Origin of the sequence: Pseudomonas sp. 18.1.10, from assembly GCF_024655625.1 — a bacterium.
In the GTDB taxonomy this organism is placed as follows: domain Bacteria; phylum Pseudomonadota; class Gammaproteobacteria; order Pseudomonadales; family Pseudomonadaceae; genus Aquipseudomonas.
In genome coordinates, this window is record NZ_JANLGL010000059.1 from 1 (window position 1) to 23,265 (window position 23,265).

At 62.4% G+C, this 23,265-nt stretch carries 23 protein-coding genes; 13 read left to right on the top strand and 10 right to left on the bottom strand.

What is annotated here, in order from left to right; translation table 11 throughout:
* Window positions 1-91: 91 nt before the first annotated feature.
* A complete protein-coding gene (locus NUV89_RS12710; protein WP_257781598.1) occupies window positions 92-706 on the bottom strand; it encodes a DUF5666 domain-containing protein in 615 nt (204 codons plus the stop codon).
* A gap of 173 nt (window positions 707-879) precedes the next feature.
* On the opposite strand from NUV89_RS12710, the gene NUV89_RS12715 reads away from it, so the two are divergent.
* Complete coding sequence (locus NUV89_RS12715) at window positions 880-2,076, top strand: MFS transporter (RefSeq protein WP_257781599.1); 1,197 nt, start codon at window positions 880-882, stop codon at window positions 2,074-2,076.
* Between the two features lie 27 nt (window positions 2,077-2,103).
* On the opposite strand, the gene NUV89_RS12720 is transcribed toward NUV89_RS12715, so the two are convergent.
* The 3 genes from NUV89_RS12720 to NUV89_RS12730 all read right to left on the bottom strand — a co-directional run bounded on the left by NUV89_RS12720 (window position 2,104) and on the right by NUV89_RS12730 (window position 3,942).
* Complete coding sequence (locus NUV89_RS12720; RefSeq protein WP_016978509.1) at window positions 2,104-2,508, bottom strand: type II toxin-antitoxin system HicB family antitoxin; 405 nt, start codon at window positions 2,506-2,508, stop codon at window positions 2,104-2,106.
* A gap of 11 nt (window positions 2,509-2,519) precedes the next feature.
* A complete protein-coding gene (locus NUV89_RS12725; protein ID WP_026136468.1) occupies window positions 2,520-2,708 on the bottom strand; it encodes a type II toxin-antitoxin system HicA family toxin in 189 nt (62 codons plus the stop codon).
* A 106-nt stretch (window positions 2,709-2,814) separates the two neighbouring features.
* Window positions 2,815-3,942: a cytochrome P450 gene (locus NUV89_RS12730; protein ID WP_257781600.1), complete on the bottom strand. Its 1,128-nt coding sequence runs from the start codon at window positions 3,940-3,942 to the stop codon at window positions 2,815-2,817.
* Window positions 3,943-4,018: 76 nt separating this feature from the next.
* On the opposite strand from NUV89_RS12730, the gene NUV89_RS12735 reads away from it, so the two are divergent.
* A complete protein-coding gene (locus NUV89_RS12735) occupies window positions 4,019-4,714 on the top strand; it encodes a helix-turn-helix transcriptional regulator (protein ID WP_257781601.1) in 696 nt (231 codons plus the stop codon).
* Between the two features lie 53 nt (window positions 4,715-4,767).
* Here NUV89_RS12735 and NUV89_RS12740 read toward each other — a convergent pair whose 3' ends face one another.
* A complete protein-coding gene (locus NUV89_RS12740) occupies window positions 4,768-5,997 on the bottom strand; it encodes an acyl-CoA dehydrogenase (RefSeq protein WP_257781602.1) in 1,230 nt (409 codons plus the stop codon).
* Window positions 5,998-6,149: 152 nt separating this feature from the next.
* On the opposite strand from NUV89_RS12740, the gene NUV89_RS12745 reads away from it, so the two are divergent.
* From NUV89_RS12745 to NUV89_RS12755, 3 genes are read left to right on the top strand one after another with little or no spacing between them, the layout of a single operon-like run.
* Entirely contained in the window at window positions 6,150-7,085 is a 936-nt protein-coding gene (locus tag NUV89_RS12745) for a LysR family transcriptional regulator (RefSeq protein ID WP_017737717.1), read from the top strand.
* Between the two features lie 56 nt (window positions 7,086-7,141).
* Window positions 7,142-7,534, top strand: a complete 393-nt coding sequence (locus tag NUV89_RS12750) for a MerR family DNA-binding transcriptional regulator (RefSeq protein ID WP_017737716.1) — start codon at window positions 7,142-7,144, stop codon at window positions 7,532-7,534.
* 16 nt (window positions 7,535-7,550) lie between these two features.
* The gene (locus tag NUV89_RS12755) at window positions 7,551-8,450 is read left to right on the top strand and encodes a hydroxymethylglutaryl-CoA lyase (RefSeq protein ID WP_257781603.1); all 900 of its coding nucleotides are present in this window, start codon (window positions 7,551-7,553) and stop codon (window positions 8,448-8,450) included.
* A gap of 675 nt (window positions 8,451-9,125) precedes the next feature.
* Here NUV89_RS12755 and NUV89_RS12760 read toward each other — a convergent pair.
* Entirely contained in the window at window positions 9,126-10,763 is a 1,638-nt protein-coding gene (locus NUV89_RS12760) for an AMP-binding protein (protein WP_257781604.1), read from the bottom strand.
* A gap of 150 nt (window positions 10,764-10,913) precedes the next feature.
* Between NUV89_RS12760 and NUV89_RS12765 the strand changes: the two genes are divergently transcribed.
* The 4 genes from NUV89_RS12765 to NUV89_RS12780 are packed head-to-tail and all read left to right on the top strand — an operon-like array spanning window position 10,914 to window position 16,440.
* Window positions 10,914-12,077 carry an isovaleryl-CoA dehydrogenase gene (locus NUV89_RS12765; RefSeq protein WP_257781605.1) on the top strand — a complete coding sequence of 388 codons (1,164 nt, stop codon included), beginning with the start codon at window positions 10,914-10,916 and terminating at the stop codon, window positions 12,075-12,077.
* 11 nt (window positions 12,078-12,088) lie between these two features.
* Window positions 12,089-13,696, top strand: coding sequence for a carboxyl transferase domain-containing protein (locus NUV89_RS12770; protein ID WP_257781606.1), 1,608 nt, complete (start codon window positions 12,089-12,091; stop codon window positions 13,694-13,696).
* Between the two features lie 15 nt (window positions 13,697-13,711).
* Window positions 13,712-14,518, top strand: coding sequence for a gamma-carboxygeranoyl-CoA hydratase (locus NUV89_RS12775; RefSeq protein WP_257781607.1), 807 nt, complete (start codon window positions 13,712-13,714; stop codon window positions 14,516-14,518).
* A complete protein-coding gene (locus tag NUV89_RS12780; protein ID WP_257781608.1) occupies window positions 14,515-16,440 on the top strand; it encodes an acetyl/propionyl/methylcrotonyl-CoA carboxylase subunit alpha in 1,926 nt (641 codons plus the stop codon). The genes NUV89_RS12775 and NUV89_RS12780 overlap by 4 nt, the downstream gene beginning before the upstream one ends.
* On the opposite strand, the gene NUV89_RS12785 is transcribed toward NUV89_RS12780, so the two are convergent.
* On the bottom strand, window positions 16,437-17,072 hold the full coding sequence (locus NUV89_RS12785) for a LexA family transcriptional regulator (protein WP_257781609.1): 636 nt from the start codon (window positions 17,070-17,072) through the stop codon (window positions 16,437-16,439). The genes NUV89_RS12780 and NUV89_RS12785 overlap by 4 nt on opposite strands.
* Before the next feature lie 131 nt (window positions 17,073-17,203).
* On the opposite strand from NUV89_RS12785, the gene NUV89_RS12790 reads away from it, so the two are divergent.
* Complete coding sequence (locus tag NUV89_RS12790) at window positions 17,204-17,554, top strand: DUF3077 domain-containing protein (RefSeq protein WP_257781610.1); 351 nt, start codon at window positions 17,204-17,206, stop codon at window positions 17,552-17,554.
* Window positions 17,555-18,019: 465 nt separating this feature from the next.
* Window positions 18,020-19,171, top strand: coding sequence for a M14-type cytosolic carboxypeptidase (locus NUV89_RS12795; RefSeq protein ID WP_257781611.1), 1,152 nt, complete (start codon window positions 18,020-18,022; stop codon window positions 19,169-19,171).
* An 81-nt stretch (window positions 19,172-19,252) separates the two neighbouring features.
* On the opposite strand, the gene NUV89_RS12800 is transcribed toward NUV89_RS12795, so the two are convergent.
* Window positions 19,253-19,792 carry a cytochrome b gene (locus tag NUV89_RS12800; RefSeq protein ID WP_257781612.1) on the bottom strand — a complete coding sequence of 180 codons (540 nt, stop codon included), beginning with the start codon at window positions 19,790-19,792 and terminating at the stop codon, window positions 19,253-19,255.
* Entirely contained in the window at window positions 19,789-20,871 is a 1,083-nt protein-coding gene (locus NUV89_RS12805) for a catalase family peroxidase (RefSeq protein ID WP_257781613.1), read from the bottom strand. The genes NUV89_RS12800 and NUV89_RS12805 overlap by 4 nt, the downstream gene beginning before the upstream one ends.
* A 169-nt stretch (window positions 20,872-21,040) precedes the next feature.
* Here NUV89_RS12805 and NUV89_RS12810 point away from each other — a divergent pair, with 169 nt between their 5' ends.
* Together NUV89_RS12810 and NUV89_RS12815 are read left to right on the top strand one after the other, a co-directional pair.
* Window positions 21,041-21,547 carry a sigma-70 family RNA polymerase sigma factor gene (locus NUV89_RS12810; RefSeq protein ID WP_257781622.1) on the top strand — a complete coding sequence of 169 codons (507 nt, stop codon included), beginning with the start codon at window positions 21,041-21,043 and terminating at the stop codon, window positions 21,545-21,547.
* Window positions 21,544-22,281, top strand: coding sequence for an anti-sigma factor (locus NUV89_RS12815; protein ID WP_257781614.1), 738 nt, complete (start codon window positions 21,544-21,546; stop codon window positions 22,279-22,281). The genes NUV89_RS12810 and NUV89_RS12815 overlap by 4 nt, the downstream gene beginning before the upstream one ends.
* On the opposite strand, the gene NUV89_RS12820 is transcribed toward NUV89_RS12815, so the two are convergent.
* Window positions 22,278-23,264, bottom strand: a complete 987-nt coding sequence (locus NUV89_RS12820; RefSeq protein ID WP_374684493.1) for a spore coat protein U domain-containing protein — start codon at window positions 23,262-23,264, stop codon at window positions 22,278-22,280. The two genes, NUV89_RS12815 and NUV89_RS12820, sit on opposite strands and share 4 nt — an antisense overlap.
* Window position 23,265 lies beyond the last annotated feature (1 nt).

Below are 23,265 nucleotides of genomic sequence, written 5' to 3' on the forward strand. Positions count from 1 at the left end.
CGCGAATGCGGTGGATCAGCCAATGAATCTATTGACTGACACACCGCATTCGCGAGCAAGCCCGCTCCCACATTGGGTTCTGCGCCAGACCTTACATCGGTGGTGTCACGCCATCCTTGCCGGCAGAGATGGCCTGCGCCGTAATCGTCCCATCCGCCCCTTTCGCCGCAAACAACACCACCTTCACCCCCGCCTTCAACAAGCTGCGATCCCCCGGCTCCAGGTTAACGATCGGCACATCCTCCGGCACCACGATCTTCTGCTCGCCGCCCTTGTACTTCACCGTCAGCGTGCGCCCGTTGCTCACCACCAGGTCACCCACGGTGCCGTTGGTCATGCTGCTGCCTTCCTTCAAGTCGAACGCCCGATGCCCGTCGCCGGTGCCGGCCATGGCCGGTGGGAATACGTGCACTTCCAGCGCGGTCAGGCTGCCGTCGGCGTTGGGCATGGCGGCGGAGCCGATGTAGCTGCCGGGCTGGATCTCGTCGATCTTGGCCAAGGTGACGGCGCGCACTTGAGTAGCTGGGGTCAACAGTACGGTGACATCTTCACCGCTGTTGACCTTGACGTGCATCGCGTCGCCGTCGATGGCGGTGATGGCACCGCGCACGCCCACGCGCGGCGCTTCGCCAGCGTGGGCCAGGCCCACGGCCATGGCGGCGGCGAGGGTTGAAGCCAGGAGCATCTTGTTCAGCGTGATCTTCATGGGATTTCCTGTTTCGGCAGTTGTGTCTGAATGTATCATCGCCGTTCGCGGCAAAAGTTAACGATTCAGTCATTAATTTGCGGCATGAGTGTTATCACCGCCAGCAGCCTTCTGCCCAAAGGGCCTTGTCTTTACTCTCGCACGCCATCTTCCTTCGCTTTTATGAGACCACCATGAACGCCACTCCACACGCTTCAAGCACGATGACCCGCGGGATGGTGATGCTGTTTGCGTTCTGCTGCGGCGCCATCGTTGCCAACATCTACTACGCGCAGCCGATCATCGAGCTGATCGCCCCGGACATTGGCCTCACACCGGCCATGGCCAGCCTGATCGTATCGCTGACGCAAATCGGCTACGCCCTCGGCCTGTTTTTCCTCGTGCCCCTGGGCGACTTGCTGGAAAACCGCAAGCTGATGATCGGCACCACCGTACTCGCCATCGCCAGCCTGCTCGGTGCGGCGTTTATCCAGCAGCCGAACCTGTTCCTGCTGGTGTCGCTGCTGATCGGCTTCAGCTCGGTATCGGTGCAGATCCTCATCCCGCTGGCCGCGCACCTGGCGCCCGCCGAGTCCCGTGGGCGGGTAGTCGGCAGCATCATGGGCGGCCTGTTGCTCGGCATCCTGCTGGCGCGGCCGGTGTCCAGCGTCGTGGCCGACCACTTCGGCTGGCGCGCGATGTTCATGGCCGCCGCTGGGCTGATGGTATTTATCAGCGTGGTCCTGCTGATTACCATCCCCAAACGCCAGCCGGACCACAGCGCCACCTACGGCCAACTGCTGCGCTCCCTCGGCACCCTGCTGCGCAAGCAGCCGGTACTGCGCCAACGGGCGTTCTACCAGGGTGGCATGTTCGCCACCTTCAGCCTGTTCTGGACCGCCGCGCCGCTGGAACTGGCGCGCAATCACGGCCTGAGCCAAAGCGAAATCGCCCTGTTTGCCCTGGTCGGTGCCCTGGGCGCCATCGCCGCGCCCATCGCCGGCCGCCTGGCGGATGCGGGCCACACCCACCGCGCTTCGCTGCTGGCCATGCTGTTTGCCGCGTTGAGCTTCCTGCCGGCCTTTGTCCACCCGCTGTACAGCGTGATCGGCCTGGCCGTCACCGGGGTGGTGCTGGACTTCTGCGTGCAGATGAACATGGTCCTCGGCCAACGCGCGATCTACGCCCTCGACGCCAACAGCCGCAGCCGCCTGAACGCGCTGTACATGACCAGCATCTTCATCGGCGGCGCCTTCGGCTCGGCGATTGCCAGCAGCGTGTACGAACACGGCGGCTGGCTGGGGGTGATGCTGGTGGGCAGCGCGTTCCCGCTGGTGGCGTTGTTGCGGTTCTTGAGTGTGCCCCGCGAGGCTGCCCCGGTAGCCGTGTAAAGCAAGCCAGCTCCCACAGGGCCAACCTCAGGAGCGCACCAACTTCTCCAAGGCCGCATCCGCCAGGAATGACGAGCGGCTTTTGACCTTGTGCTCACGCACATAGCGGTCGATACGCTGGATGACATAACCGGGCAACGTCACATTGACCTTCTCGGTCTTGCCCAGATAGGGCGAGATATCCAGCTCCAACATGCCCCAGCCCATGCCGGCATAGTCTTCATGGGCGTGATGATTGGCCACCGAGGTGGGCATCGGAATCGGCCCGCCCTCGGCGGCGATCTCCTGCAGCATGATGTGGGCAACTTCCACGGCCGCGTTGTACGCCTCTTCAAAACTGTCCCCGGCCGTGACGGCGCCCGGAATATCGGGGATCTGAATACCGGTGGCGGTGAAGTCATCGCCCCATTCGATACAGATTGGGTATTGCATGAATGCTCTCCTTAAAACTCAAACAAGCCGGCGCGTTTCCTGATGCTTCTCACGGTGCCCAACGGCAGGTCCTTCTTGGGGTGAGGCACCGGGATCGTGTACGGGTTATAGCGATGGGTAAAAATATGATGGCTGCCCGTGACCCGATCCAACACCCAACCTGCCTCCTGCAGTTCCTTGATCAATAACCTGCTTTGCACCGCAGCCTCCTTGGCTTGGCCTGAAAGAAAGTAACCCTAGAGTTATATTTACTCAAGCACAAAATACGCAAGGCTGACTGACGGCTGTTTTGCTGGATGTTGAAAACTACCCGTTCACAACGTGCAGGCCTGGCGCTGCGTGGTGAAACCTGGGAATCCGCCCGTTCAGTGACGGCCAATAGGTGAACGGCACAGGCAAGACCGGCTGGCGCTGCAACAACGCCAGAATCACCTGTGAAGCAAGGGTCAGCGCGAGTTGCTGGCCGGGGCAATGATGCCGGCCCACACCAAAGCTGAAGGTTCTTCGCTGCGGGCGTTCAAGCAGAAAGCGGTCGGGCTCCGGGTGTGCATCTCCGTCCCGGTTGGCCGACGCCAGAAGGACCAGAATCGTATCGCCCACTTCCAGGACTTGACCGGCTATCGTGCAGCGCTGCGCGACAAATCGCCGGGTGTTTTGCACCGGGGCGTCGTAACGTGCCACCTCTTCCACCAGCGCCATCGCCAGTGTCGGCGTGCGTTGCACCTGCTCCAGCAGGTCGGGCCGCCGAGCGAGCGTCACCAGCGTATTGCCGATCAGGCCAGCGGTGGCTTCGCAGGTCTGTGACAACAGGCCGATCAGGTTGGCATTCAGCACGTCTGCGCCCGCCCATTCGCCGCCGCGGATTGCGGCCAGCAGTGCTGTTTCTGCAAGCACATCGCTGAACATCTGCCGCAACTGCGAAGCGCCGAGATCGGCGTTGCGCAGTTGCGCTTCGTCACTCAAGGGCGATAGGCAGGCGACAAAATCCCGCGCCAACTCGGCGACCCTGCTCAATTGTTCGCCGGGCACGCCGAGCAAATGGGCGATCACCGAGACCGGCAAGCGGAACATCCAGTCGTCCAACTGAGTGGCATCAGCGCTGAGGTGCTGCACGGCGCCTGCAACCTGCTGTGCGCTCACACCCGCAAGCGCGGGCTCGATGGCGGCCCGTGGGCAGCGATGGGCAGCGCCTTCGTTCATGCGCATCAGCTGCGCAAACACGTCGCCTGCGGCGCGTTGCGCGATGGCCGCCGGCACCGGCTCATGCAGGGGCCGTACGCGGCAGGCGGGATGGGCCAACACCGCTTCGACGGTCGTCGCGCGGCTGGCGATCCACAGCCCTAGCTCGGCGTCGAACAGCAAGCCGTCATTGCGCCGCAAATCGGCGTAGTAAGGGTAGGGATCAGCATGGGTCGCAGCTTGCAGCGGTGTCATTCAGCACATCCTGTTCTCATGAAGAACCGTTACTATCTGCCCTCCCGCACGGCAACGATTCGCTCAGGAACGAAATATGAACGGCCACGACGAAGACGCCGCCCTCTCACAAGTCGCCGGCGCGATTGCCGAACCTGCACGTACGAAAATGCTCTGTGCGCTGATGGACGGCCACGCGCGCACGAGCACCGAAATGGCGGCGATTGCCCAGGTCAGTGCGTCCACCGCCAGCGCCCATCTGGCGCGGCTCAAGGACGACGGGCTAATCCAGCTCCACACCCAGGGGCGCCATCGCTACTACAGCCTCGCGGGCCCGCACATTGCCCAGGCCATTGAAGGGTTGATGGTGATAAGTCGCCAGAGCGCCAAGGCGTTTGTGCCGAACACGCCAAGTCGCCTGCAATTTGCGCGCACCTGTTATGACCACATGGCCGGGACGCTGGCGGTGCAGTTGCACGACCACTTCATCGCGGCCGGCTGGCTGACGGGCGAAGGGACTTACCAGCTCAGCCCCGCCGGGGAAACAGCCATGCTTGAACTCGGGATTGATCTCCCTGCACTGCATGCGCAACGCCGGCGTTTTGCCTGTGGCTGCCTGGACTGGAGCATGCGTCGCCCCCACCTGGCCGGCGCGTTGGGCGCGGCGCTGCTGCACAGCGCGATCTGCAAGGAGTGGGTGATTCAGGACCTGGATAGCCGCGCGCTGGGGCTCACGCCCAAGGGCCGCAAGGCACTGGTGACGCGCTTTGGAATACAGATGGAAGATCGATGAAAATCAAAGTGTGGGAGCGGGCTTGCCCGCGAATGCAGGCGACGCGGTCCGACTTATTGCCCGCTACGCATCAACTCCCGAGGCACATACTTGCCAATCTCAAATTTGCCAATCGCCGCCCGGTGCACTTCATCCGGGCCATCGGCCAGGCGCAGGGTGCGTTGCATGGCGTACATGTAGGCCAGCGGGAAGTCGTTGGACACCCCGGCGCCGCCGTGGATCTGGATCGCGCGGTCGATCACCTTCAACGCCACGTTCGGCGCCACGACCTTGATCTGGGCGATTTCGCTTTTCGCCACTTTGTTGCCCACGGTGTCCATCATGTATGCCGCTTTCAGGGTCAGCAGGCGCGCCATGTCGATCTCCATGCGCGAGTCGGCGATCTTGTCGATATTGCCGCCCAGGCGTGCCAGCGGCTTGCCGAACGCGGTACGGCTGACGGCGCGTTTGCACATCAGTTCCAGCGCACGCTCGGCCATGCCGATGGAGCGCATGCAGTGGTGGATGCGGCCTGGGCCAAGGCGGCCTTGGGCGATTTCGAAGCCGCGGCCTTCACCGAGCAGGACGTTTTCGTACGGCACACGTACGTTGTCGAAGAACACTTCGGCGTGGCCGTGGGGCGCGTCGTCGTAGCCGAATACCGGTAGCGGACGGACGATTTTCACCCCGGGGGCATCCACCGGCACCAGGATCATCGAGTGCTGCTGGTGGCGCGGTGCGTCGGGGTTGCTCAGGCCCATGAAGATCAGGATCTTGCAGCGCGGGTCGCAGGCGCCGGAGGTCCACCACTTCTTGCCGTTGATTACCCATTCGTCGCCCTGACGCTCGGCGCGGGCGGCCATGTTGGTGGCGTCGGAGGATGCGACGTCCGGTTCGGTCATGGCGAACGCGGAGCGGATCTCGCCGCGTAGCAGCGGCTCAAGCCAGCGCTGTTTCTGCTCGGCGTTGGCGTAGCGCACCAACACTTCCATATTGCCGGTGTCGGGGGCGGAGCAGTTGAACGGCTCCGGGCCCAGCAACGAGCGGCCCATGATTTCTGCCAATGGCGCGTATTCGAGGTTGGTCAGGCCGGCACCCAGCTCGGATTCCGGCAGGAACAGGTTCCACAGGCCTTCGGCTTTAGCCTTGGCCTTCAGCTCTTCCATGATCGCGGTGGGCTGCCAGCGGTCACCTTCGTTGACCTGGCGTTCGAACACCGGCTCGGCCGGGTAGACGTAAGTGTCCATAAACGCGGTGACGCGTTCACGCAGTTCCTGAACCTTGGGCGAATAGGCGAAATCCATGAGCAGCTCCCTTCTCTGAGAGGTTGTTTAGGTCATGCAATCGATGCTAGAACAGCGTTGATAATTTACCTAGCCTATTCTCGGCGTGTATTAACATTCATCACCGATATATGATCGGCCTATCGCCACCTAACAATAAGAGCGCTTCGCACATGAATCTGAGCAAGGTCGACCTCAACCTGTTTATCGTCTTCGACGCGATCTACACCGAAGCCAACCTGACCCGCGCCGGGCAGATTGTCGGCATTACCCAGCCGGCGGTGTCCAACGCGTTGGCGCGCCTGCGCGAAACCTTCAACGACCCGCTGTTCGTGCGCACTGCCCAAGGCATGGTGCCCACGCCGATGGCGCAGAACATCATCGGCCCGGTGCGTAACGCGCTGTCGTTGCTGCGGGTGTCGGTGCAGGAAAGCCGCATCTTCAACCCGCAGCAGGCGGCGAAGACCTACCGCATCAGCATGACCGACCTCACGGAAGCGGTGATATTGCCGGCGTTGTTCCAACGCCTGCGCCGCCTCGCGCCGACGGTGGTGATCGAGAGCTTCCTGTCCAAGCGCCGTGAAACCACCAAGGAACTCGCCGCCGGGCGCCTGGACTTTGCCGTGGATGCGCCGCTCAACACCGACCCGCAGGTGCGCCACGTCAAGCTGATGGAAGACCGCTACGTGTGCGCCATGCGCAAGGGCCATCCGCTGGCGGGCAAGGATAAGCTCACGCTGGATGATTACCTGGGCCTGACCCACATTCATATCTCCAGCCGCCGCAACGGTTTGGGCCATGTCGACCTGGCGCTGGGCAAGATGGGCCTGCAACGCAAGATCGCCCTGCGCTCCCAGCACTACCTGATGGCCTCGCAAGTGTTGCAGCAGACCGACATGGTGATGACCGTGCCCGAGCGTTTTGCCCGCCGCCATGAACTGCACTGGTTCAACCTACCGGTCAACGACGTGCCGCCGGTGGAAACCCACCTGTACTGGCACGAAAGCACGGATCAGGACCCGGCGAACCGGTGGATGCGTGAGCAGATGATCGAGTTGTGCCAGCAGGTTACGGCGCATGAGAAGAAACTGGATGGCAAGCAAGCTTGACGTTAACGTCAACCAGCCATTAGCTTAACGCCCACGACATCTTCTCGGGCACTAGCATGAGCACCACCTACAGCATCTCCGACCTCGCCCGCGAGCTCGACATCACCACCCGCGCCATTCGCTTCTACGAAGAACAAGGCCTGCTGGCCCCGGAACGCCGGGGCCAGGAGCGCATCTACTCGGCGCGGGACAAGGTCAGCCTCAAGCTGATCCTGCGCGGCAAGCGCATCGGTTTCTCCCTGGCCGAATGCCGCGAGCTGATCGAACTCTACGACCCCACCAGCGGCAACCACATCCAACTCAACAGCATGCTCAGCAAAATCGCCGAGCGCCGTGAGCAGTTGGAACAGCAACTGCTGGACATCGAACAGATGAAACTGGAACTGGACACCGCCGAAGAGCGCTGCACCCAGGCCCTGGCCCACACCATGAGCCAGGTTGGCCATTAATCAGAAGGTAGCTGCCATGTCCCTCCCCTCCCATGTACGCCTGGTGGAAGTCGGGCCGCGCGACGGTTTGCAGAATGAAGCCCAGCCCATCAGCGTGGCCGACAAGGTCCGGCTGGTGGACGCCCTCAGTGCGGCTGGCTTGAGCTATATCGAAGTCGGTAGCTTTGTCTCGCCCAAATGGGTGCCGCAGATGGCCGGGTCGGCCGAGGTGTTCGCGCAGATCCAGCGCAAGCCGGGGGTGACCTATGGCGCACTGGCGCCGAACCTGCGCGGTTTCGAGGATGCGTTGGCTGCCGGGGTCAAGGAAGTGGCGGTGTTTGCGGCGGCGTCCGAAGCGTTTTCCCAGCGCAATATCAACTGCTCCATCAGCGAAAGCCTGGAACGCTTTGCGCCGATCATGGCGGCGGCCAAACACCATGGGATCAGTGTGCGCGGGTATGTGTCCTGTGTGCTGGGTTGCCCTTACGAAGGCCAGGTCGCCCCGGAGCAGGTGGCGGCAGTGGCGCGGGAGTTGTATGCCATGGGCTGCTATGAAGTGTCCTTGGGCGACACCATCGGCACCGGCACGGCGGGCGCGACACGGCGGCTGTTCGAAGTGGTCGGTGCGCAGGTGCCACGGGACAAGCTCGCGGGGCACTTCCACGACACCTACGGCCAGGCCGTGGCGAATATCTACGCCAGCCTGCTGGAGGGCATCACCGTGTTCGACAGCTCTATCGCGGGCCTCGGCGGCTGCCCTTACGCCAAGGGCGCCAGCGGTAACGTGGCGAGCGAAGATGTGCTGTACCTGCTCAACGGCCTGGGCATCGAAACCGGTATCGACCTGGAAGCCTTGATCCGCGCGGGTGAGCAAATCAGCCACGTGCTCGGTCGGCCAACAGGGTCGCGCGTGGCCAAGGCGCGTAACGCCGGTTGAGTAGCATAGCCGTGACAATGTGTTACCGCCCGCCTACACATCGAGTAACACGGGAACATATTTTGTCGCATTTGCCGTAGGCAACCACCCACACAAAAATCAAACCATTGATTTTAAAGGCCTTTTAAAAGTTGGCACGGCTTCTGCTATCTCTATGGCATAACAAGAATAAAAAGCGCCAAACCTAATAAAAATAAGACGAAACGACTCTGACATAACAAAAACAACACGGCAGAGACGCAGCTAACAGATTTTTTTGGAGAAGATGTGCTTCGCAGGGAACGGCAATGCCGAAACCCGCGACCAGTAGAGAAAAATAAAACTACCTCAGGTAGCTACCCACTGGTTGGATCGCGTGCGAAGAAGCAGATCAGCGTTCAAAAAAATACGTTTGCTCTTGACCCCGGATGGGGGTCGCCAAAAACAGCGGTAAAGGGTAACGGTTGCCAAAAACAACAATAGACCGCCCCTCAATAATAAAAAAAGAGCACGCAACGACAAATTAAAGGGGACCTTTGGGTCCCCTTTGTGCTTTCTGCGATTCAGCAATTGTCATGGCACACTGCAATTCAATGTGGGAGCTGGCTTGCCTGCGATGGCGGTGTATCAGGCACAGCTGCATTGACTGACAGACCGCTATCGCAGGCAAGCCAGCTCCCACCTAAGCCCACGGTGTTATTGAGAGTGGGTTTGCAATTCCTCAATCGAAATTTCGCGCATGCGGAATTTCTGGATCTTGCCCGTCACCGTCATCGGAAACTCCTCCACAAACTTGAAATGCCTGGGCGTCTTGAAGTGTGCAATGCGCCCCTTGCACCAGGTTTGCAGCTCCAGGGCATTGGCCACCTGACCGGGGTGAAACTTGACCCAGGCGACGATCTCTTCGCCATAACGCTCATCGGGAATGCCGATGACCTGCACATCCGCCACCGCCGGGTGGGTAAAGAAAAACTCCTCCAGCTCCCGCGGATAAACGTTCTCGCCGCCGCGAATGATCATGTCCTTGTTGCGCCCGGCGATGCACACGTAGCCGTGCGCGTCCATGCTCGCCAGGTCGCCGGTGTGCATCCAGCCGGCGTCGTCGATGGCCTCGCGGGTGCCTTCGGGGTTGTTCCAGTAGCCGAGCATCACGCTGTAGCCACGGGTACACAGCTCGCCGATTTCACCACGGGCAACCGTGTTGCCGTCGACGTCGATGATCTTGTTTTCCAATTGTGGCTGGGTGCGCCCGACCGTGGTCACGCGGCGCTCCAGGTCGTCAGTGGCGCCGGTCTGCAACGACACCGGGCTGGTTTCGGTCATGCCGTAGGCGATCTGCACTTCGCCCATGTGCAATTCGCTGATAACCCGGCGCATCACTTCGATGGGGCACGTGGCGCCGGCCATGATGCCGGTGCGCAGGCTGGCCAGGTCGAACTCGCCCCGGCGCGGGTGATCGAGCACGGCGATAAACATGGTGGGCACGCCGTAGAGACCGGTGGCGCGTTCTTCAGCCACCGTAGTGAGGGTCAGCAACGGGTCGAAGCCATCATTGGGGTAGATCATCGTGGTGCCGTGGGTGATGCAGCCGAGGTTGCCCATCACCATGCCGAAGCAGTGATACAGCGGCACCGGGATCACCAGGCGGTCCTGCGCAGTCAGGCCAAGGCTTTCGCCGACCATGTAACCGTTATTGAGAATATTGTGGTGACTGAGGGTGGCGCCCTTGGGAAAACCGGTGGTGCCGGAGGTGTACTGGATGTTGACGGGCTGATCGAAATGCAGGCTGGCCTGGCGGCTGTGCAGTTGCTCGGGCGGGACGCCGGCGCCGAGGGCCGCCAGTTGCGACCAGGGCATGAAGCCGGGCGGCGGGCTGGGGTCGAGGCTGATGAGGCCGCGCAGGTCCGGCTTCAACGCCTGCACCATCGCGTGATAATCGGAGGTCTTGAACGCCCCGGCGCACACCAGCCACTGGCAACCGGACTGCTTGAGCACGTAGTCCAATTCGCTGCTGCGATAGGCCGGGTTGATGTTGACCAGGATCACGCCCAGCTTGGCGCTGGCGATCTGACTGATGCACCACTCGGCGCAGTTGGGGGCCCAGATGCCCAGGCGATCACCGGCCTGCATGCCCAGGGCAAGGAAGGCGCGGGCGTGCAGGTCAACGGTCTCGGCCAGTTGCCGCCAGGTGTAGCGACGTTGTTGATGGCGCACCACCAGGGCTTCGCCTTCCGGGTATTGCGCAGCGGTGTGATCGAACGCCTGGCCAATCGTCATGGCCAGCAAGGTCTTGTCCTGAGCGCCACGGCTGTAGCTCTGATTCGGTTGTTCCATAACGACCCCTATTGTCTTTTTTGTAGGTTGACGTAAACGTAAACTACGATTGACAGCGCCGTAACGCAAGCTTACGTTAACGTAAAGGTGAACGCCCTCCCCCGACGTTCAGCCCACACAAAAACAAAGCTCACATTAAGGTGCCTGTCCATGAGTTACCCGTCCCTGAACTTCGCCCTCGGCGAAACCATCGACATGCTGCGCGATCAGGTGCAGTCCTTTGTAGCCAAGGAAATCGCCCCCCGCGCCGCGCAAATCGACAGCGACAACCTGTTCCCCGCCGACCTGTGGCGCAAGTTCGGCGACATGGGTCTGCTCGGCATTACGGTGCCGGAAGAATACGGCGGCGCGGGCCTGGGTTACCTGGCGCACGTGGTGGCGATGGAAGAGATCAGCCGGGGCTCAGCGTCGGTAGCTTTGTCCTACGGCGCCCATTCCAACCTGTGTGTGAACCAGATCAACCGCAACGGCAACCACGCGCAAAAACTCAAGTACCTGCCCCAACTGCTCAGCGGCGAACACGTTGGCGCCCTCGCCATGAGCGAGCCGAATGCCGGCTCCGATGTGGTCTCGATGAAACTGCGCGCCGACAAGCGCGGCGCCCACTACGTGCTCAACGGCAGCAAGACCTGGATCACCAACGGCCCCGACGCCAACACCTACGTGATCTACGCCAAGACCGACCTGGAAAAGGGCGCCCACGGCATCACCGCATTTATCGTCGAACGGGACTGGAAAGGCTTCAGCCGCAGCAGCAAGTTCGACAAGCTGGGCATGCGCGGCTCCAACACCTGCGAACTGTTTTTCGATGACGTGGAGGTGCCGGAAGAAAACATCCTCGGCGTGCTCAACGGCGGCGTGAAAGTGCTGATGAGCGGCTTGGACTACGAGCGCGTGGTCCTTTCCGGCGGCCCCACCGGGATCATGCAAGCCTGCATGGACCTGATCGTGCCCTACATCCACGACCGCAAGCAGTTCGGCCAAAGCATCGGCGAATTCCAGCTGATCCAGGGCAAGGTCGCCGACATGTACACCCAACTCAACGCCAGCCGCGCCTACCTCTACGCGGTGGCCCAGGCGTGCGAGCGCGGCGAGACCACGCGCAAGGACGCCGCTGGCGTGATCCTCTACAGCGCCGAACGTGCCACGCAAATGGCCCTCGACGCGATCCAGATCCTCGGCGGCAATGGCTACATCAATGAATTCCCCGCCGGCCGCCTGCTGCGCGACGCCAAGCTGTATGAAATCGGCGCCGGCACCAGTGAGATTCGCCGGATGCTGATCGGTCGCGAACTCTTCAACGAAACCCGCTGAGGGAACGCGCCATGGCCACCTTGCATACCCAGCTCAACCCGCGTTCGGCGGAGTTCGCCGCCAACAGCGCGGCGATGCGCCAACAGGTCGATGCCCTGCACACCCTGCTCGCCCACGTCCAACAAGGCGGCGGCGCGAAAGCCCAGGAGCGCCACACCTCACGCGGCAAACTGCTGCCCCGTGAGCGCATCAACCGCCTGCTCGACCCGGGCTCGCCGTTCCTCGAACTGAGCCAGCTTGCCGCCCACCAGGTGTATGGCGAAGACGTGCCCGCCGCCGGGGTGATTGCCGGGATCGGCCGCGTGGAGGGCGTCGAATGCATGATCGTCGCCAACGACGCCACGGTGAAAGGCGGTTCCTACTACCCGCTCACGGTGAAAAAACACCTGCGCGCCCAGACCATCGCCGAACAGAACCGCCTGCCGTGCATCTACCTGGTGGATTCCGGTGGCGCCAACCTGCCGCGCCAGGACGAGGTGTTCCCCGACCGCGAGCACTTCGGGCGGATCTTCTTCAACCAGGCCAACATGAGCGCCCAGGGCATCCCGCAGATCGCCGTGGTGATGGGCTCCTGCACCGCCGGCGGCGCCTACGTGCCGGCCATGGCCGACGAAGCGATCATGGTGCGCCAGCAAGCCACGATCTTCCTCGCCGGCCCGCCGCTGGTGAAGGCCGCCACCGGTGAAGTGGTCAGCGCCGAAGACCTTGGCGGCGCCGATGTGCACTGCAAGGTCTCCGGTGTGGCCGACCACTATGCCGACAGCGATGAACACGCCTTGGCCATGGCGCGGCGCAGCGTGGCCAACCTCAACTGGCGCAAGCAGGGCCAGTTGCTGCAACGCACGCCCGTGGCGCCGCTGTACAGCGGCGAAGAGTTGTACGGCGTGATCCCGGCCGATGCCAAGCAACCGTTCGACGTGCGCGAAGTGATCGCGCGGCTGGTGGATGGTTCGGTGTTCGATGAGTTCAAGGCGCTGTTCGGCACCACCCTGGTGTGCGGTTTTGCGCACCTGCACGGCTACCCGATGGCGATCCTCGCCAACAACGGCATCCTGTTCGCCGAAGCCGCGCAAAAAGGCGCGCACTTTATCGAGCTGGCGTGCCAGCGCGGCATTCCCCTGCTGTTTTTACAGAACATCACCGGCTTCATGGTCGGGCAGAAATACGAAGCCGGCGGCATCGCCAAGCACGGCGCCAAACTGGTTACAGCCGTGGCGTGCGCCAAGGTGCCGAAGTTCACGGTGATTATCGGCGGCAGCTTTGGCGCCGGTAACTACGGCATGTGCGGCCGCGCCTATGACCCACGGTTCTTGTGGATGTGGCCGAATGCGCGCATCGGCGTGATGGGGGCCGAACAGGCCGCTGGTGTGCTGGTGCAGGTCAAGCGCGAGCAGGCCGAACGCGCAGGCGTGGGCTTCAGTGCCGAGGAAGAAGCCGCGATCAAGCAGCCGATCCTCGACCAATACGAAACCCAGGGCCACCCCTACTACTCCAGCGCGCGCCTGTGGGACGACGGTGTCATCGACCCGTTGCAAACCCGCGACGTGCTGGCCCTGGCCCTGTCTGCCGCGTTGAATGCCCCCATCGAGCCGAGCCGCTTCGGCGTGTTCCGCATGTAAATGGAGCTGTACCCCATGAGCGATTTCAACACCCTCGAACTGATTACCGACAGCCGTGGCTTTGCCACGCTGTGGCTCAGTCGTGAAGCCAAGAACAACGCGTTCAATGCCGAGATGATCCGCGAGCTCATCATCGCCCTCGACCAGGTGCAAGGCGATCCCTCCCTGCGCTTTTTGCTGTTGCGTGGGCGCGGCAAGCATTTCAGCGCCGGCGCCGACCTGGCCTGGATGCAGCAGTCGGCCGAGTTGGACTACCACACCAACCTGGACGACGCCCGCGAACTGGCGGAGCTGATGTACAACCTGGCCAAGCTGAAAATCCCCACCCTGGCGGTGGTGCAAGGCGCGGCCTACGGTGGCGCGCTGGGCTTGATTAGCTGCTGCGACATGGCGATCGGTGCCGATGATGCGCAGTTCTGTCTGTCGGAAGTGCGCATTGGTCTGGCCCCGGCGGTGATCAGCCCGTTCGTGGTGCAGGCCATCGGCGAACGCGCCGCGCGGCGTTATACCCTGACCGCCGAGCGTTTCGGCGGCCAGCGGGCGCGGGACATCGGCTTGCTGGCAGAGAGCTATCCCCTTAGCGAGTTGGATCTGCACGTCGAGTTGTGGGTCGCCAACCTGTTGCAGAACAGCCCGGCAGCGATGCGCTCCAGCAAGGATTTGCTGCGCGAAGTCGGCAACGGCGCCCTCACACCGGCGTTGCGTCGCTATTGCGAAAATGCCATCGCGCGGATTCGCGTCAGCGCCGAAGGCCAGGAAGGCCTGCGGGCGTTCCTGCAAAAACGTGCGCCGAGCTGGCAGTCCCAGGAGCCGCGTTCATGAGCACACTGACCACCGTACTGGTGGCCAATCGCGGTGAAATTGCCTGCCGGGTGATGCGTACCGCCAAGGCCATGGGCCTGACCACCGTGGCCGTGCACAGCGCCACGGACCGCGATGCGCGGCATAGCCGCGAGGCGGATATCCGCGTTGACCTGGGCGGCAGCAAGGCCACCGAGAGTTACCTGCAAATCGATAAACTGATCGCCGCTGCCCACGCCAGTGGTGCCCAGGCGATTCATCCAGGCTACGGTTTTCTGTCGGAAAACGCCGGTTTTGCCCGTGCGATTGAAGCAGCCGGCTTGATCTTCCTCGGCCCGCCCGCCTCGGCCATCGACGCCATGGGCAGCAAATCTGCGGCCAAGGCGCTGATGGAAACAGCCGGCGTGCCGTTGGTGCCGGGTTATCACGGTGAAGCCCAGGACCTGGAAACATTCCGCGACGCCTGCGAGCGCATCGGTTATCCGGTGTTGCTCAAGGCCACGGCGGGCGGCGGCGGCAAGGGCATGAAGGTGGTCGAGGACGTCAGCCAGCTGGCCGAGGCCCTCGCCTCGGCCCAGCGTGAGGCGCTGTCCTCATTCGGCAACGGGCAGATGTTGGTGGAGAAATACCTGCTCAAGCCACGCCATGTGGAAATCCAGGTGTTTGCCGACCAGCACGGCCACTGCCTGTACCTCAATGAGCGCGACTGCTCGATCCAGCGTCGCCATCAAAAGGTCGTGGAAGAAGCACCAGCGCCGGGGTTGAGCGTTGAACAGCGCAAGGCCATGGGCGAAGCCGCCGTGCGCGCGGCCCAGGCCATCGGTTATGTCGGCGCCGGCACCGTGGAATTCTTGCTGGATGCGCGCGGTGAATTCTTCTTCATGGAGATGAACACGCGTCTGCAAGTGGAGCACCCGGTGACCGAGGCGATTACCGGCCTCGACCTGGTGGCATGGCAGATTCGCGTCGCCCAGGGCGAAGCGTTGCCCATCACCCAAGCGCAGGTGCCGCTGATCGGCCATGCGATTGAAGTGCGGCTGTATGCCGAAGACCCGGCCAATGATTTCCTGCCGGCGACCGGGCACCTGGCGCTGTACCGCGAATCGACACCAGGCCCTGGGCGACGGGTGGACAGCGGCGTGGCCCAAGGCGATAGCGTGTCGCCCTTCTACGACCCGATGCTCGGCAAGCTGATCGCCTGGGGCGAAGACCGGGAACAAGCGCGCCTGCGCTTGCTGAGCATGCTCGATGAGTTTGCCGTCGGCGGGCTCAAGACCAACCTGGGCTTTTTGCGACGCATCGTCGGCCATCCGGCGTTTGCGGCGGCTGAATTGGATACGGGGTTTATCCCGCGTTATCAGGATGAACTGCTACCAGCGCCGGGTGCGTTGAGCGATGGGTTCTGGCAGGCGGCCGGTGCGGCCTTTATGCAGAGCTTGCCGGTGGGCGATGGGCCTTGGGCTGACACCCGCGGCTTTCGTGCGGGGCTGCCGGCCGAGGTGTCGCTGCATTTGAGTTGTAATGGCCAGGACCAGCTGGTGACGCTGGCGGCAGAAACGGCGACGTTGCGCGACGAACAATTGTGGATCGAGCGCCAGGGCGTACATCGCTCCCATCTGGCGGTGCGCAGCGGCGAGACCCTGTACCTGCGCTGGGACGGCGAGGTGCACGCGGTCAGCCTGTTCGACCCGATTGCAGCGGTCGAGGCCAGCCAGTCGCACCAGGGTGGCCTCACCGCGCCGATGAACGGCAGCATCGTGCGGGTGCTGGTCGAAGTCGGCCAAACCGTGGACGCCGGCACGCAACTGGTGGTGCTGGAGGCGATGAAGATGGAACACAGCATTCGTGCGCCCCAGGCTGGCGTGGTCAAGGCTTTGTTCTGCCAGGAAGGCGAAATGGTTGCCGAAGGTTGCGCGCTGGTGGAGCTCGAAACGGCGGGCTAGAACTTCGCCGTGGCCTGCACCACCACGCCGAGGATGTGGCAATCATCGGTGAGCAGTTGTTTCGGGTAGGTCGGATTGAGCGGGACCAGGTACCGCTGGCCGCTCTCTTTCAGCAACTGGCGAAAGGTTGCCTGGGGGCTGTCGGCCCATCGGGCAACCACCAGCTGGCCCGGTTCGGCAGTGATGGCCGGGTCCACCAGGATCAGCATGCCCGCGCTGATGCTCAGGCCGCTGGGGGCGGTCATGGCATCACCCGTGACCGGCAGCCAGAAGGCTTCGCCTCGGGCGTGGTAATCCGTCAGCTCGAAACGTGGCGTGCCATAGGTGGCACGCTCTTCACGGGTCTCACATAGGCCGCTCCAATCGCTGACCGGGTAGCGGAAGTACGGGTTGTAGTGGCTTGTCGTGCCAGGCTCCTCGGCGGACCGTTCGCGAATCTGCAACGAGACTTCGAGGTACCCCAGGCCCAGCTCCGCCAGCACCCGGTTCATATCCGCCACGCTCGGCACACGTCGTTTTGCCAGCCAGTGGCCGACGCCGCCCTGGGTCATGCCCAAGCGCTCGGCCAGCTCGGCTTGCGTGACCTTGGGGTGTTTCATGCTGGCTTTGACCAACGCTATCCATTTATCCATGGGGGCCGACGATACGTCAGGCATTTTTCTGGGCAATAAACAGTTTGTAGTAATCCATAAAACGACATAAATACGATACGTACTATGATCGGACATAAGGTTTTCGACACCCACCCGGAGTACCGCCCCTTATGACAACAAGCCCGCATTCCCTACCCGACGTACCCGAAAGCGCAGACATTCTCGACATGCGCAACAGTGGCGCCGCCCAGCGCGCGCTGGACTATTACTTGAAAGAAGATATGTCGATACCCGCCGCGGATGACACCTTATTCAGCATCAAGCCCGGCATCAGCCAGGAAGAAGCATTGGTGCACGCCTCGGACCTGTTGCGCAGTGCCGCGGCCACCGCCTATGAATCGGCGAGCAGCCACCAAGGCAACAACCGCGACCTGGCGTTTTCAGTGGTGTACTTGATTGATATGGCGAAGGCGATGGTGGAGCGATCGTTGCGTGCGCCGCAGGCTCAGGCAAACGTTTAACAGGCGCAAAGGAAAAATATTTCTATCCCGACGATAAAAACATTTGACTTGCAAATGATAATGATTATTATTGGACCCAGCTGATCGCGAGATCAGTCGATAGACCAAGGGACCTTAGGTCGGACTCTTGGAATATCTCCTCATCAGGCTAATCACGGTTTTTGACCCGGCTCTTTGGCCGGGTCTTTTTTTTGCCAGTTTCCCTGGCATGGCTTCAGGCTAATGAAGACTGTGTGTTGCTTGATGGCGCGCATGGTAGCAAAAGACCATCGCCAAAAGAAAGCCGCACGAACGCTCTAGGTCGGATCTTTGCGAATTAGCGCTTGAGAATCAATCTCATAGATTCTAAGCTGCTGGCGCGTCAAGGACGACGCCCCCTCCTCCCTGCAACAATTTTGCGTCAAGATTTTGCCTGGCTCCTGTGTAAGATATCCGCCACAACACTCATACTCAGGCAACCAGACTATGACCGTGGCCTTGACCTCCATCAGGATCAGCACCGACTTCGACAGTGGCAATATCCAGGTGCTCGACGCCAGCGATGCGTTCCAGCTGCTGCTCGCCATCAAACCCGATACCCGTAGCCCACATTTCCAATGGTTCCACTTCAAGGCCGAAGGCATGCATGTGGGCCACACCCACACCTTCCGTTTGAGCAACGCGAGCCAGTCGTCCTATAAACACGCCTGGAGCGGTTACAACGCCGTCGCCTCCTATGACCATATCAACTGGTTTCGCGTCCCCACGCGTTTTGACGGCGAGTTCCTGCACATCAGCCTCGAAACCCGCGAAAAGCATGCGTGGATTGCCTATTTCGAGCCCTACAGCCGCGAACGCCACGACTGGCTGATCGGCCAGGCCCTGAACCGCGCCGGCACCCAACTGCTGGCCACCGGTAAAAGCGTCGAGGGCCGCGATATCCAGTTGCTACGCCGTGGCAAAGGCGGCGAAGGCCGACGCAAGGTGTGGATCATCGCCCAACAGCATCCCGGCGAGCATATGGCCGAATGGTTTATGGAAGGCATCATCGAACGCCTGCAACAGGACGGCGACAGCGAACTGAAAAAACTGCTGAAAGCCGCCGACCTGTACCTGGTGCCTAACATGAACCCGGATGGCGCGTTCCACGGCCACCTGCGCACCAACGCCATGGGCCAGGACCTCAACCGCGCCTGGCAGAGCGCCAGCCAGGAGATCAGCCCGGAAGTGCTGTTCGTTCAGCAACAGATGGAAAAGTATGGCGTCGACCTGTTCCTCGACATCCACGGCGACGAAGAAATCCCCTACGTCTTCACCGCCGGCTGCGAAGGCAACCCAGGCTACACGCCGCGTATCGAGGCGTTGGAAAAACACTTCCGCCGCCACTTGAGCGCCCTCACCCGCGACTTCCAGACCACCCACGGCTACACCCGCGACCTGCCGGGTGAGGCCAACATGACCCTGGCCTGCAATGCCGTCGGTGAAAAATACGACTGCCTGTCGCTGACCCTGGAAATGCCCTTCAAGGACAACGACGACGCGCCCAACCCCCACACCGGCTGGTCGGGCAAGCGCTCGATGCAATTGGGCAAGGACGTGCTGAGCACCGTCGCCGATATCGTCGGCGTGTTGCGCTGAGCTCGCTGTACCTGTGGCGAGGGAGCTTGCTCCCTCGCCACAGGTTACTTCTTAACTCAGGGCAAGCCCGATCACCCCAAGTCAGTCCTTGCTACCCGTCATGCTTTGCAACACACCATCACGGCGAATCAACCCGTGGAACAACGCCGCCGCCAGGTGCAACAGCACCGTCAGGAACAACAGGTAGGCGAGAAACCCATGGGCCTTGCGCAACACCGCAAATAACGGCGCATTCGCCGCCACCAAAGCGGGCAACTGCAGCGAACTGCTGAGCATCACCGGATCGCCCGCGGCTGAAATCATCCCCCAGCCCAGCAGCGGCAACACCAGCATCAACCCGTACAGCACCAGGTGCGATGCCTTCGCCGCCAACACTTGCCACAGCGGCAAATCGGCAGGCAACGGCGGTTGACGTGTGGAAAAGCGCACCACCAAGCGCACGATCACCAACGCCAGGATCGCAATCCCCAACGGCTTATGCAGATGGATCAACCACGCATGCCGCTCCGACACCGAAGCCGCCAGCCCGGCCCCGATAAACAGCATGGCGATGACCATCAACGCCATCAGCCAGTGCAGCAGACGCGCCACGGGTGCAAAAAAACGCGGTTGGGCATTCATGGCTTTGACTCCTGAGGGGCGCTGTGCCGCGCGCTGACTTCACCGGCACGGCGCAGGTATGAACTGGCATACGCCGCAGAACGTGCGGCCAGCAGCGGGTCATTGGAGGCTTCGATGCCGCTCGGCAGAATCAGCGGATCAAAGTTGATGTCGCGGCAATCGCCATCCGCCTGTGGCTGGCTGCTTTGCAACACCAGCGTCCCGGCGTTCAACACCTGGTGCGCGCCGGGCCAGACCTTGCTCGCGTCGTCCAGAGGGTCGCCGGGATTGGCCAGGGTCATGTTCAACTGCCAGCGCAATGGGCCGGAAGCCAGGCGCTGCACGAGGTCTTTCTCGAGAAAATCAGCACCGGCCGGTGCGCTATCACCCACCCCATCCTGACTCTGCGGCACCACCTCCCAACGCACGGCCTGGCGCTTGCCATCGGCGCCCACCAGGTAGAACGCATTGATCCCGTTATAGGTTTCGGTGGCGTAACTCGCCGATGGCTTGGCGGTCTTGACCCACGCCAGGAACGCCGCCGTCTCCGGGTGCGCGGCAAAAAACGCGGGCATGCTCGAAGGATTCGGCTTGCCAGTAGCCGGCTCCGGCGCACCCGCCTTGAGCATTGCGTAGAACGCTTCAGGCGTACCCACCGGGAACACCGGCATGCTGTTCATCCCGGTGCGCCATTGCTGGCCGTTGGCCTGGCTGAACTGCACGGCAAAACTGCGGATCGGCACGCTGCTGTCCGGCGCATAGGGGTTACCGCTGGGCAAGGCAAACCGGCCGATCAGCGGGGTCCTGGCTGCGCTGAATACCTGGGCACTGGAGTACGCCCGGGCTTGCGCACTGCTCTCGAAATAGCCGGCGACACATACGCCCTTGGCATGGTTACGCCGGAAGCCGGGGTGCACGCCGTTATTGGTTTCCAAGGCATTGACCAAGGTTTTTGGCCGCAAGCGCTGTGGGTCGAGGGTGCCGTTGACGTAGGCAAATGCCCCGGCCACCAGCGCAACCACGGCACCGATACCGGCCAGGCGTGCGATCAGGCTCGCGGTGCTCAGCGGAGGACGGGGCGGTGAAGAGTGATCTACCATGAAGAAGCTCCAGGGCCAAAGGCCTTAGGGGGGAGAACGTAAGGTCGGAGCTTTAAGACGAACGCCGACCCGCTCTATTCCCCCGCCGTAGATTTATTTCCCCGGACCTGGAATAACCGCCAACGCCAGACGTCTCTCTAGTCCCAGCGCAGTGACCAGCCCGATTGCCATGCATGAACTCGACGAAGCGTTACGTGAACTCATCCCCAGGCTGCGGCGTTTTGCCGTGTCCCTGACCCGTAACGCCAGCAGCGCCGACGACCTGGTGCAATCGACCCTGGAACGGGCCATCACCCGCTGGGCCGACAAGCGCAGCGAAGGCGATTTGCGGGCCTGGCTGTTTTCGATCCTCTACCGCCAGTTCCTCGACGCCCACCGTCGCAGCCGCCGCTATGCGCGCATGCTCGATTTTTTCAGCGGCCGCGACGACGCGCAGCCGTCGGTGGAACGCACGGTGATCGCCCAATCGACCCTGCAAGCCTTCGACCGACTCAACACCGAACAACGTGCCCTGCTGCTGTGGGTGTCGGTCGAAGGCTTGAGCTACAAGGAAGTCGCCGACATCCTTGAAGTGCCCATCGGCACCGTGATGTCGCGCCTGTCCCGCGCGCGCCAAGCCTTGCGTCAACTCAGTGATGGCGAAATTGCCAGCCCTTCCCTGCGGATACTCAAATGATCAGCCTGCCCCCCAGCGAACGCGATTTGCATGCCTACGTCGACCACCAACTGCTGGACAGTGATCGCCGCGTGCTCGACAGCTATCTGGCCGCCCACCCCGACGTTGCCGCCCAGGTCCATGCCTGGCAGCAGGATGCGCAGTTGCTGCGCGCCGCACTCGGCGGTGCCCTGCAACAGCCAGCCAACCCGGATCTGGACCCGGCGCTGATCCGCCAACGCCTCAAGCACCAATCTCGTCGGCATTTCGCTACAGCGGCAGTGCTGTTGATCGCCGTCAGCCTCGGCGGCATTGGCGGCTGGCAGGCCCGCGAAGCCACGCAACCGGCCCTGGCGCCGATGGCCGATGCCATGCAGGCCTACCGCCTGTTTGCCCAGGACGGTGTGCTGCCCGCCGACTATCACGTCCAAGACGGCGGCAGCATGCAAGCCTGGCTGGATCGCTATTTCCGCCAGGCCAGCCGTCTGCCGGACTTGAGTTCAGCGGGCTACGCGCCGGTCAGCGGGCGCTTGCTCACCACCGACCAGGGCGCGGCGGCGATGGTGTTGTATGAGGATCAGCAAGGGCGACGCATCAGTTTCTACATTCGCCCACCGGGCCCGGACAACGGCTTCCTGCCCCGTGGCAGCCGCAGTGCCGATGGCTTGCAGGCCGACTACTGGTCCGGCGGCGGCTACAACTATGCGATGGTCAGCCCGGTGGATCAGCCGGCGCCCACGCTGCAAAAGCTCTAGAACCCGACATCCAGCACCACGTTATCCAGGTAGGTGCCCCCGGGTGGCGTGGCCTGGTCGGTGTAGATCCTGGCGTTGTAGTTGAAGACCTGGCTGCCGGTGCCCAGGCCGTTGCCGGGGTTGATGTCCGCCGTGGCACTCGCCCGTCGCGCGGCGCCCACGCTGCCCCAACGGGTGGTGCCGGCGCTGACAAAGATGTCGTAGGCCAAGAAGTTGCTGCCGGAAATCATCTGCCGGCGCCCGCCGACGCTGACCGGGTGCTGCCCATCGCTGAGGCCGACGGTGTAGGCGCTGCCCTTGGTGCAATTGACGCTGGCCTGGCCGTTGACGGTGGCAAAGCCACTGACCACCGGGGCACTGCCGAAGGCGATAGGCGGCGTGGTAATCAGGCAGTCGTTGGTCACCAGCATGCTGACGGTCAGCGCCTGCGTGCCGGTACCACTGTCGCGGCCCAAGCACACGCCGATCAGGTTGATGGTCGAGCAGTAGTTCCAGGTCCAGAGAATGCTCAGGGTTTCGCTGTACAGGCCGGCCGCCACGTTGCTGCCGGCGACGCTGCGCAGATACAGCGGCAAGGTCTTGGTGCCTGGGCCGAACACCAACCCGTAGCTCTGGGCGATACCGCTGCTGCCGCCAAAGTCGAACGTGCTGCCTCGTGTAATGGGATACGTCGTGGAGTTGTTGCCATAGATCGTATAGGGGATCACATCACCGGTCGGCCCCAGCATGCCGCCCTGGGTCGACCCCGTGATCTTTGCGGTGAATTGGTCGCCACTGCCGAGTATCGACAGCAACAGCGGGGTGCAACTCAGGCCGGCGTTGGTAGTGGAACTGAGCTGCGCCGTGGCGAGCACCGACATCGAACTCACCGGGCCAAAGCTGGCCGGCGCGGTGGCGACCGCGCTGCACGCGGCGTGCACCTGCGTCGACACGCCCAGGCTCGCCACCACCAGCAGACTCCACAGCCATTCCTTGACCCGCACA

Bases quoted from the DNA above. Each gene is read 5' to 3' on its own strand.
- NUV89_RS12710 (WP_257781598.1), bottom strand. From the start codon at position 706: ATGAAGATCACGCTGAACAAGATGCTCCTGGCTTCAACCCTCGCCGCC.
- NUV89_RS12715 (WP_257781599.1), top strand. From the start codon at position 880: ATGAACGCCACTCCACACGCTTCAAGCACGATGACCCGCGGGATGGTG.
- NUV89_RS12720 (WP_016978509.1), bottom strand. From the start codon at position 2,508: ATGCAATACCCAATCTGTATCGAATGGGGCGATGACTTCACCGCCACC.
- NUV89_RS12730 (WP_257781600.1), bottom strand. From the start codon at position 3,942: ATGACACCGCTGCAAGCTGCGACCCATGCTGATCCCTACCCTTACTAC.
- NUV89_RS12735 (WP_257781601.1), top strand. From the start codon at position 4,019: ATGAACGGCCACGACGAAGACGCCGCCCTCTCACAAGTCGCCGGCGCG.
- NUV89_RS12740 (WP_257781602.1), bottom strand. From the start codon at position 5,997: ATGGATTTCGCCTATTCGCCCAAGGTTCAGGAACTGCGTGAACGCGTC.
- NUV89_RS12745 (WP_017737717.1), top strand. From the start codon at position 6,150: ATGAATCTGAGCAAGGTCGACCTCAACCTGTTTATCGTCTTCGACGCG.
- NUV89_RS12750 (WP_017737716.1), top strand. From the start codon at position 7,142: ATGAGCACCACCTACAGCATCTCCGACCTCGCCCGCGAGCTCGACATC.
- NUV89_RS12755 (WP_257781603.1), top strand. From the start codon at position 7,551: ATGTCCCTCCCCTCCCATGTACGCCTGGTGGAAGTCGGGCCGCGCGAC.
- NUV89_RS12760 (WP_257781604.1), bottom strand. From the start codon at position 10,763: ATGGAACAACCGAATCAGAGCTACAGCCGTGGCGCTCAGGACAAGACC.
- NUV89_RS12765 (WP_257781605.1), top strand. From the start codon at position 10,914: ATGAGTTACCCGTCCCTGAACTTCGCCCTCGGCGAAACCATCGACATG.
- NUV89_RS12770 (WP_257781606.1), top strand. From the start codon at position 12,089: ATGGCCACCTTGCATACCCAGCTCAACCCGCGTTCGGCGGAGTTCGCC.
- NUV89_RS12775 (WP_257781607.1), top strand. From the start codon at position 13,712: ATGAGCGATTTCAACACCCTCGAACTGATTACCGACAGCCGTGGCTTT.
- NUV89_RS12780 (WP_257781608.1), top strand. From the start codon at position 14,515: ATGAGCACACTGACCACCGTACTGGTGGCCAATCGCGGTGAAATTGCC.
- NUV89_RS12785 (WP_257781609.1), bottom strand. From the start codon at position 17,072: ATGGATAAATGGATAGCGTTGGTCAAAGCCAGCATGAAACACCCCAAG.
- NUV89_RS12790 (WP_257781610.1), top strand. From the start codon at position 17,204: ATGACAACAAGCCCGCATTCCCTACCCGACGTACCCGAAAGCGCAGAC.
- NUV89_RS12795 (WP_257781611.1), top strand. From the start codon at position 18,020: ATGACCGTGGCCTTGACCTCCATCAGGATCAGCACCGACTTCGACAGT.
- NUV89_RS12800 (WP_257781612.1), bottom strand. From the start codon at position 19,792: ATGAATGCCCAACCGCGTTTTTTTGCACCCGTGGCGCGTCTGCTGCAC.
- NUV89_RS12805 (WP_257781613.1), bottom strand. From the start codon at position 20,871: ATGGTAGATCACTCTTCACCGCCCCGTCCTCCGCTGAGCACCGCGAGC.
- NUV89_RS12810 (WP_257781622.1), top strand. From the start codon at position 21,041: ATGCATGAACTCGACGAAGCGTTACGTGAACTCATCCCCAGGCTGCGG.
- NUV89_RS12815 (WP_257781614.1), top strand. From the start codon at position 21,544: ATGATCAGCCTGCCCCCCAGCGAACGCGATTTGCATGCCTACGTCGAC.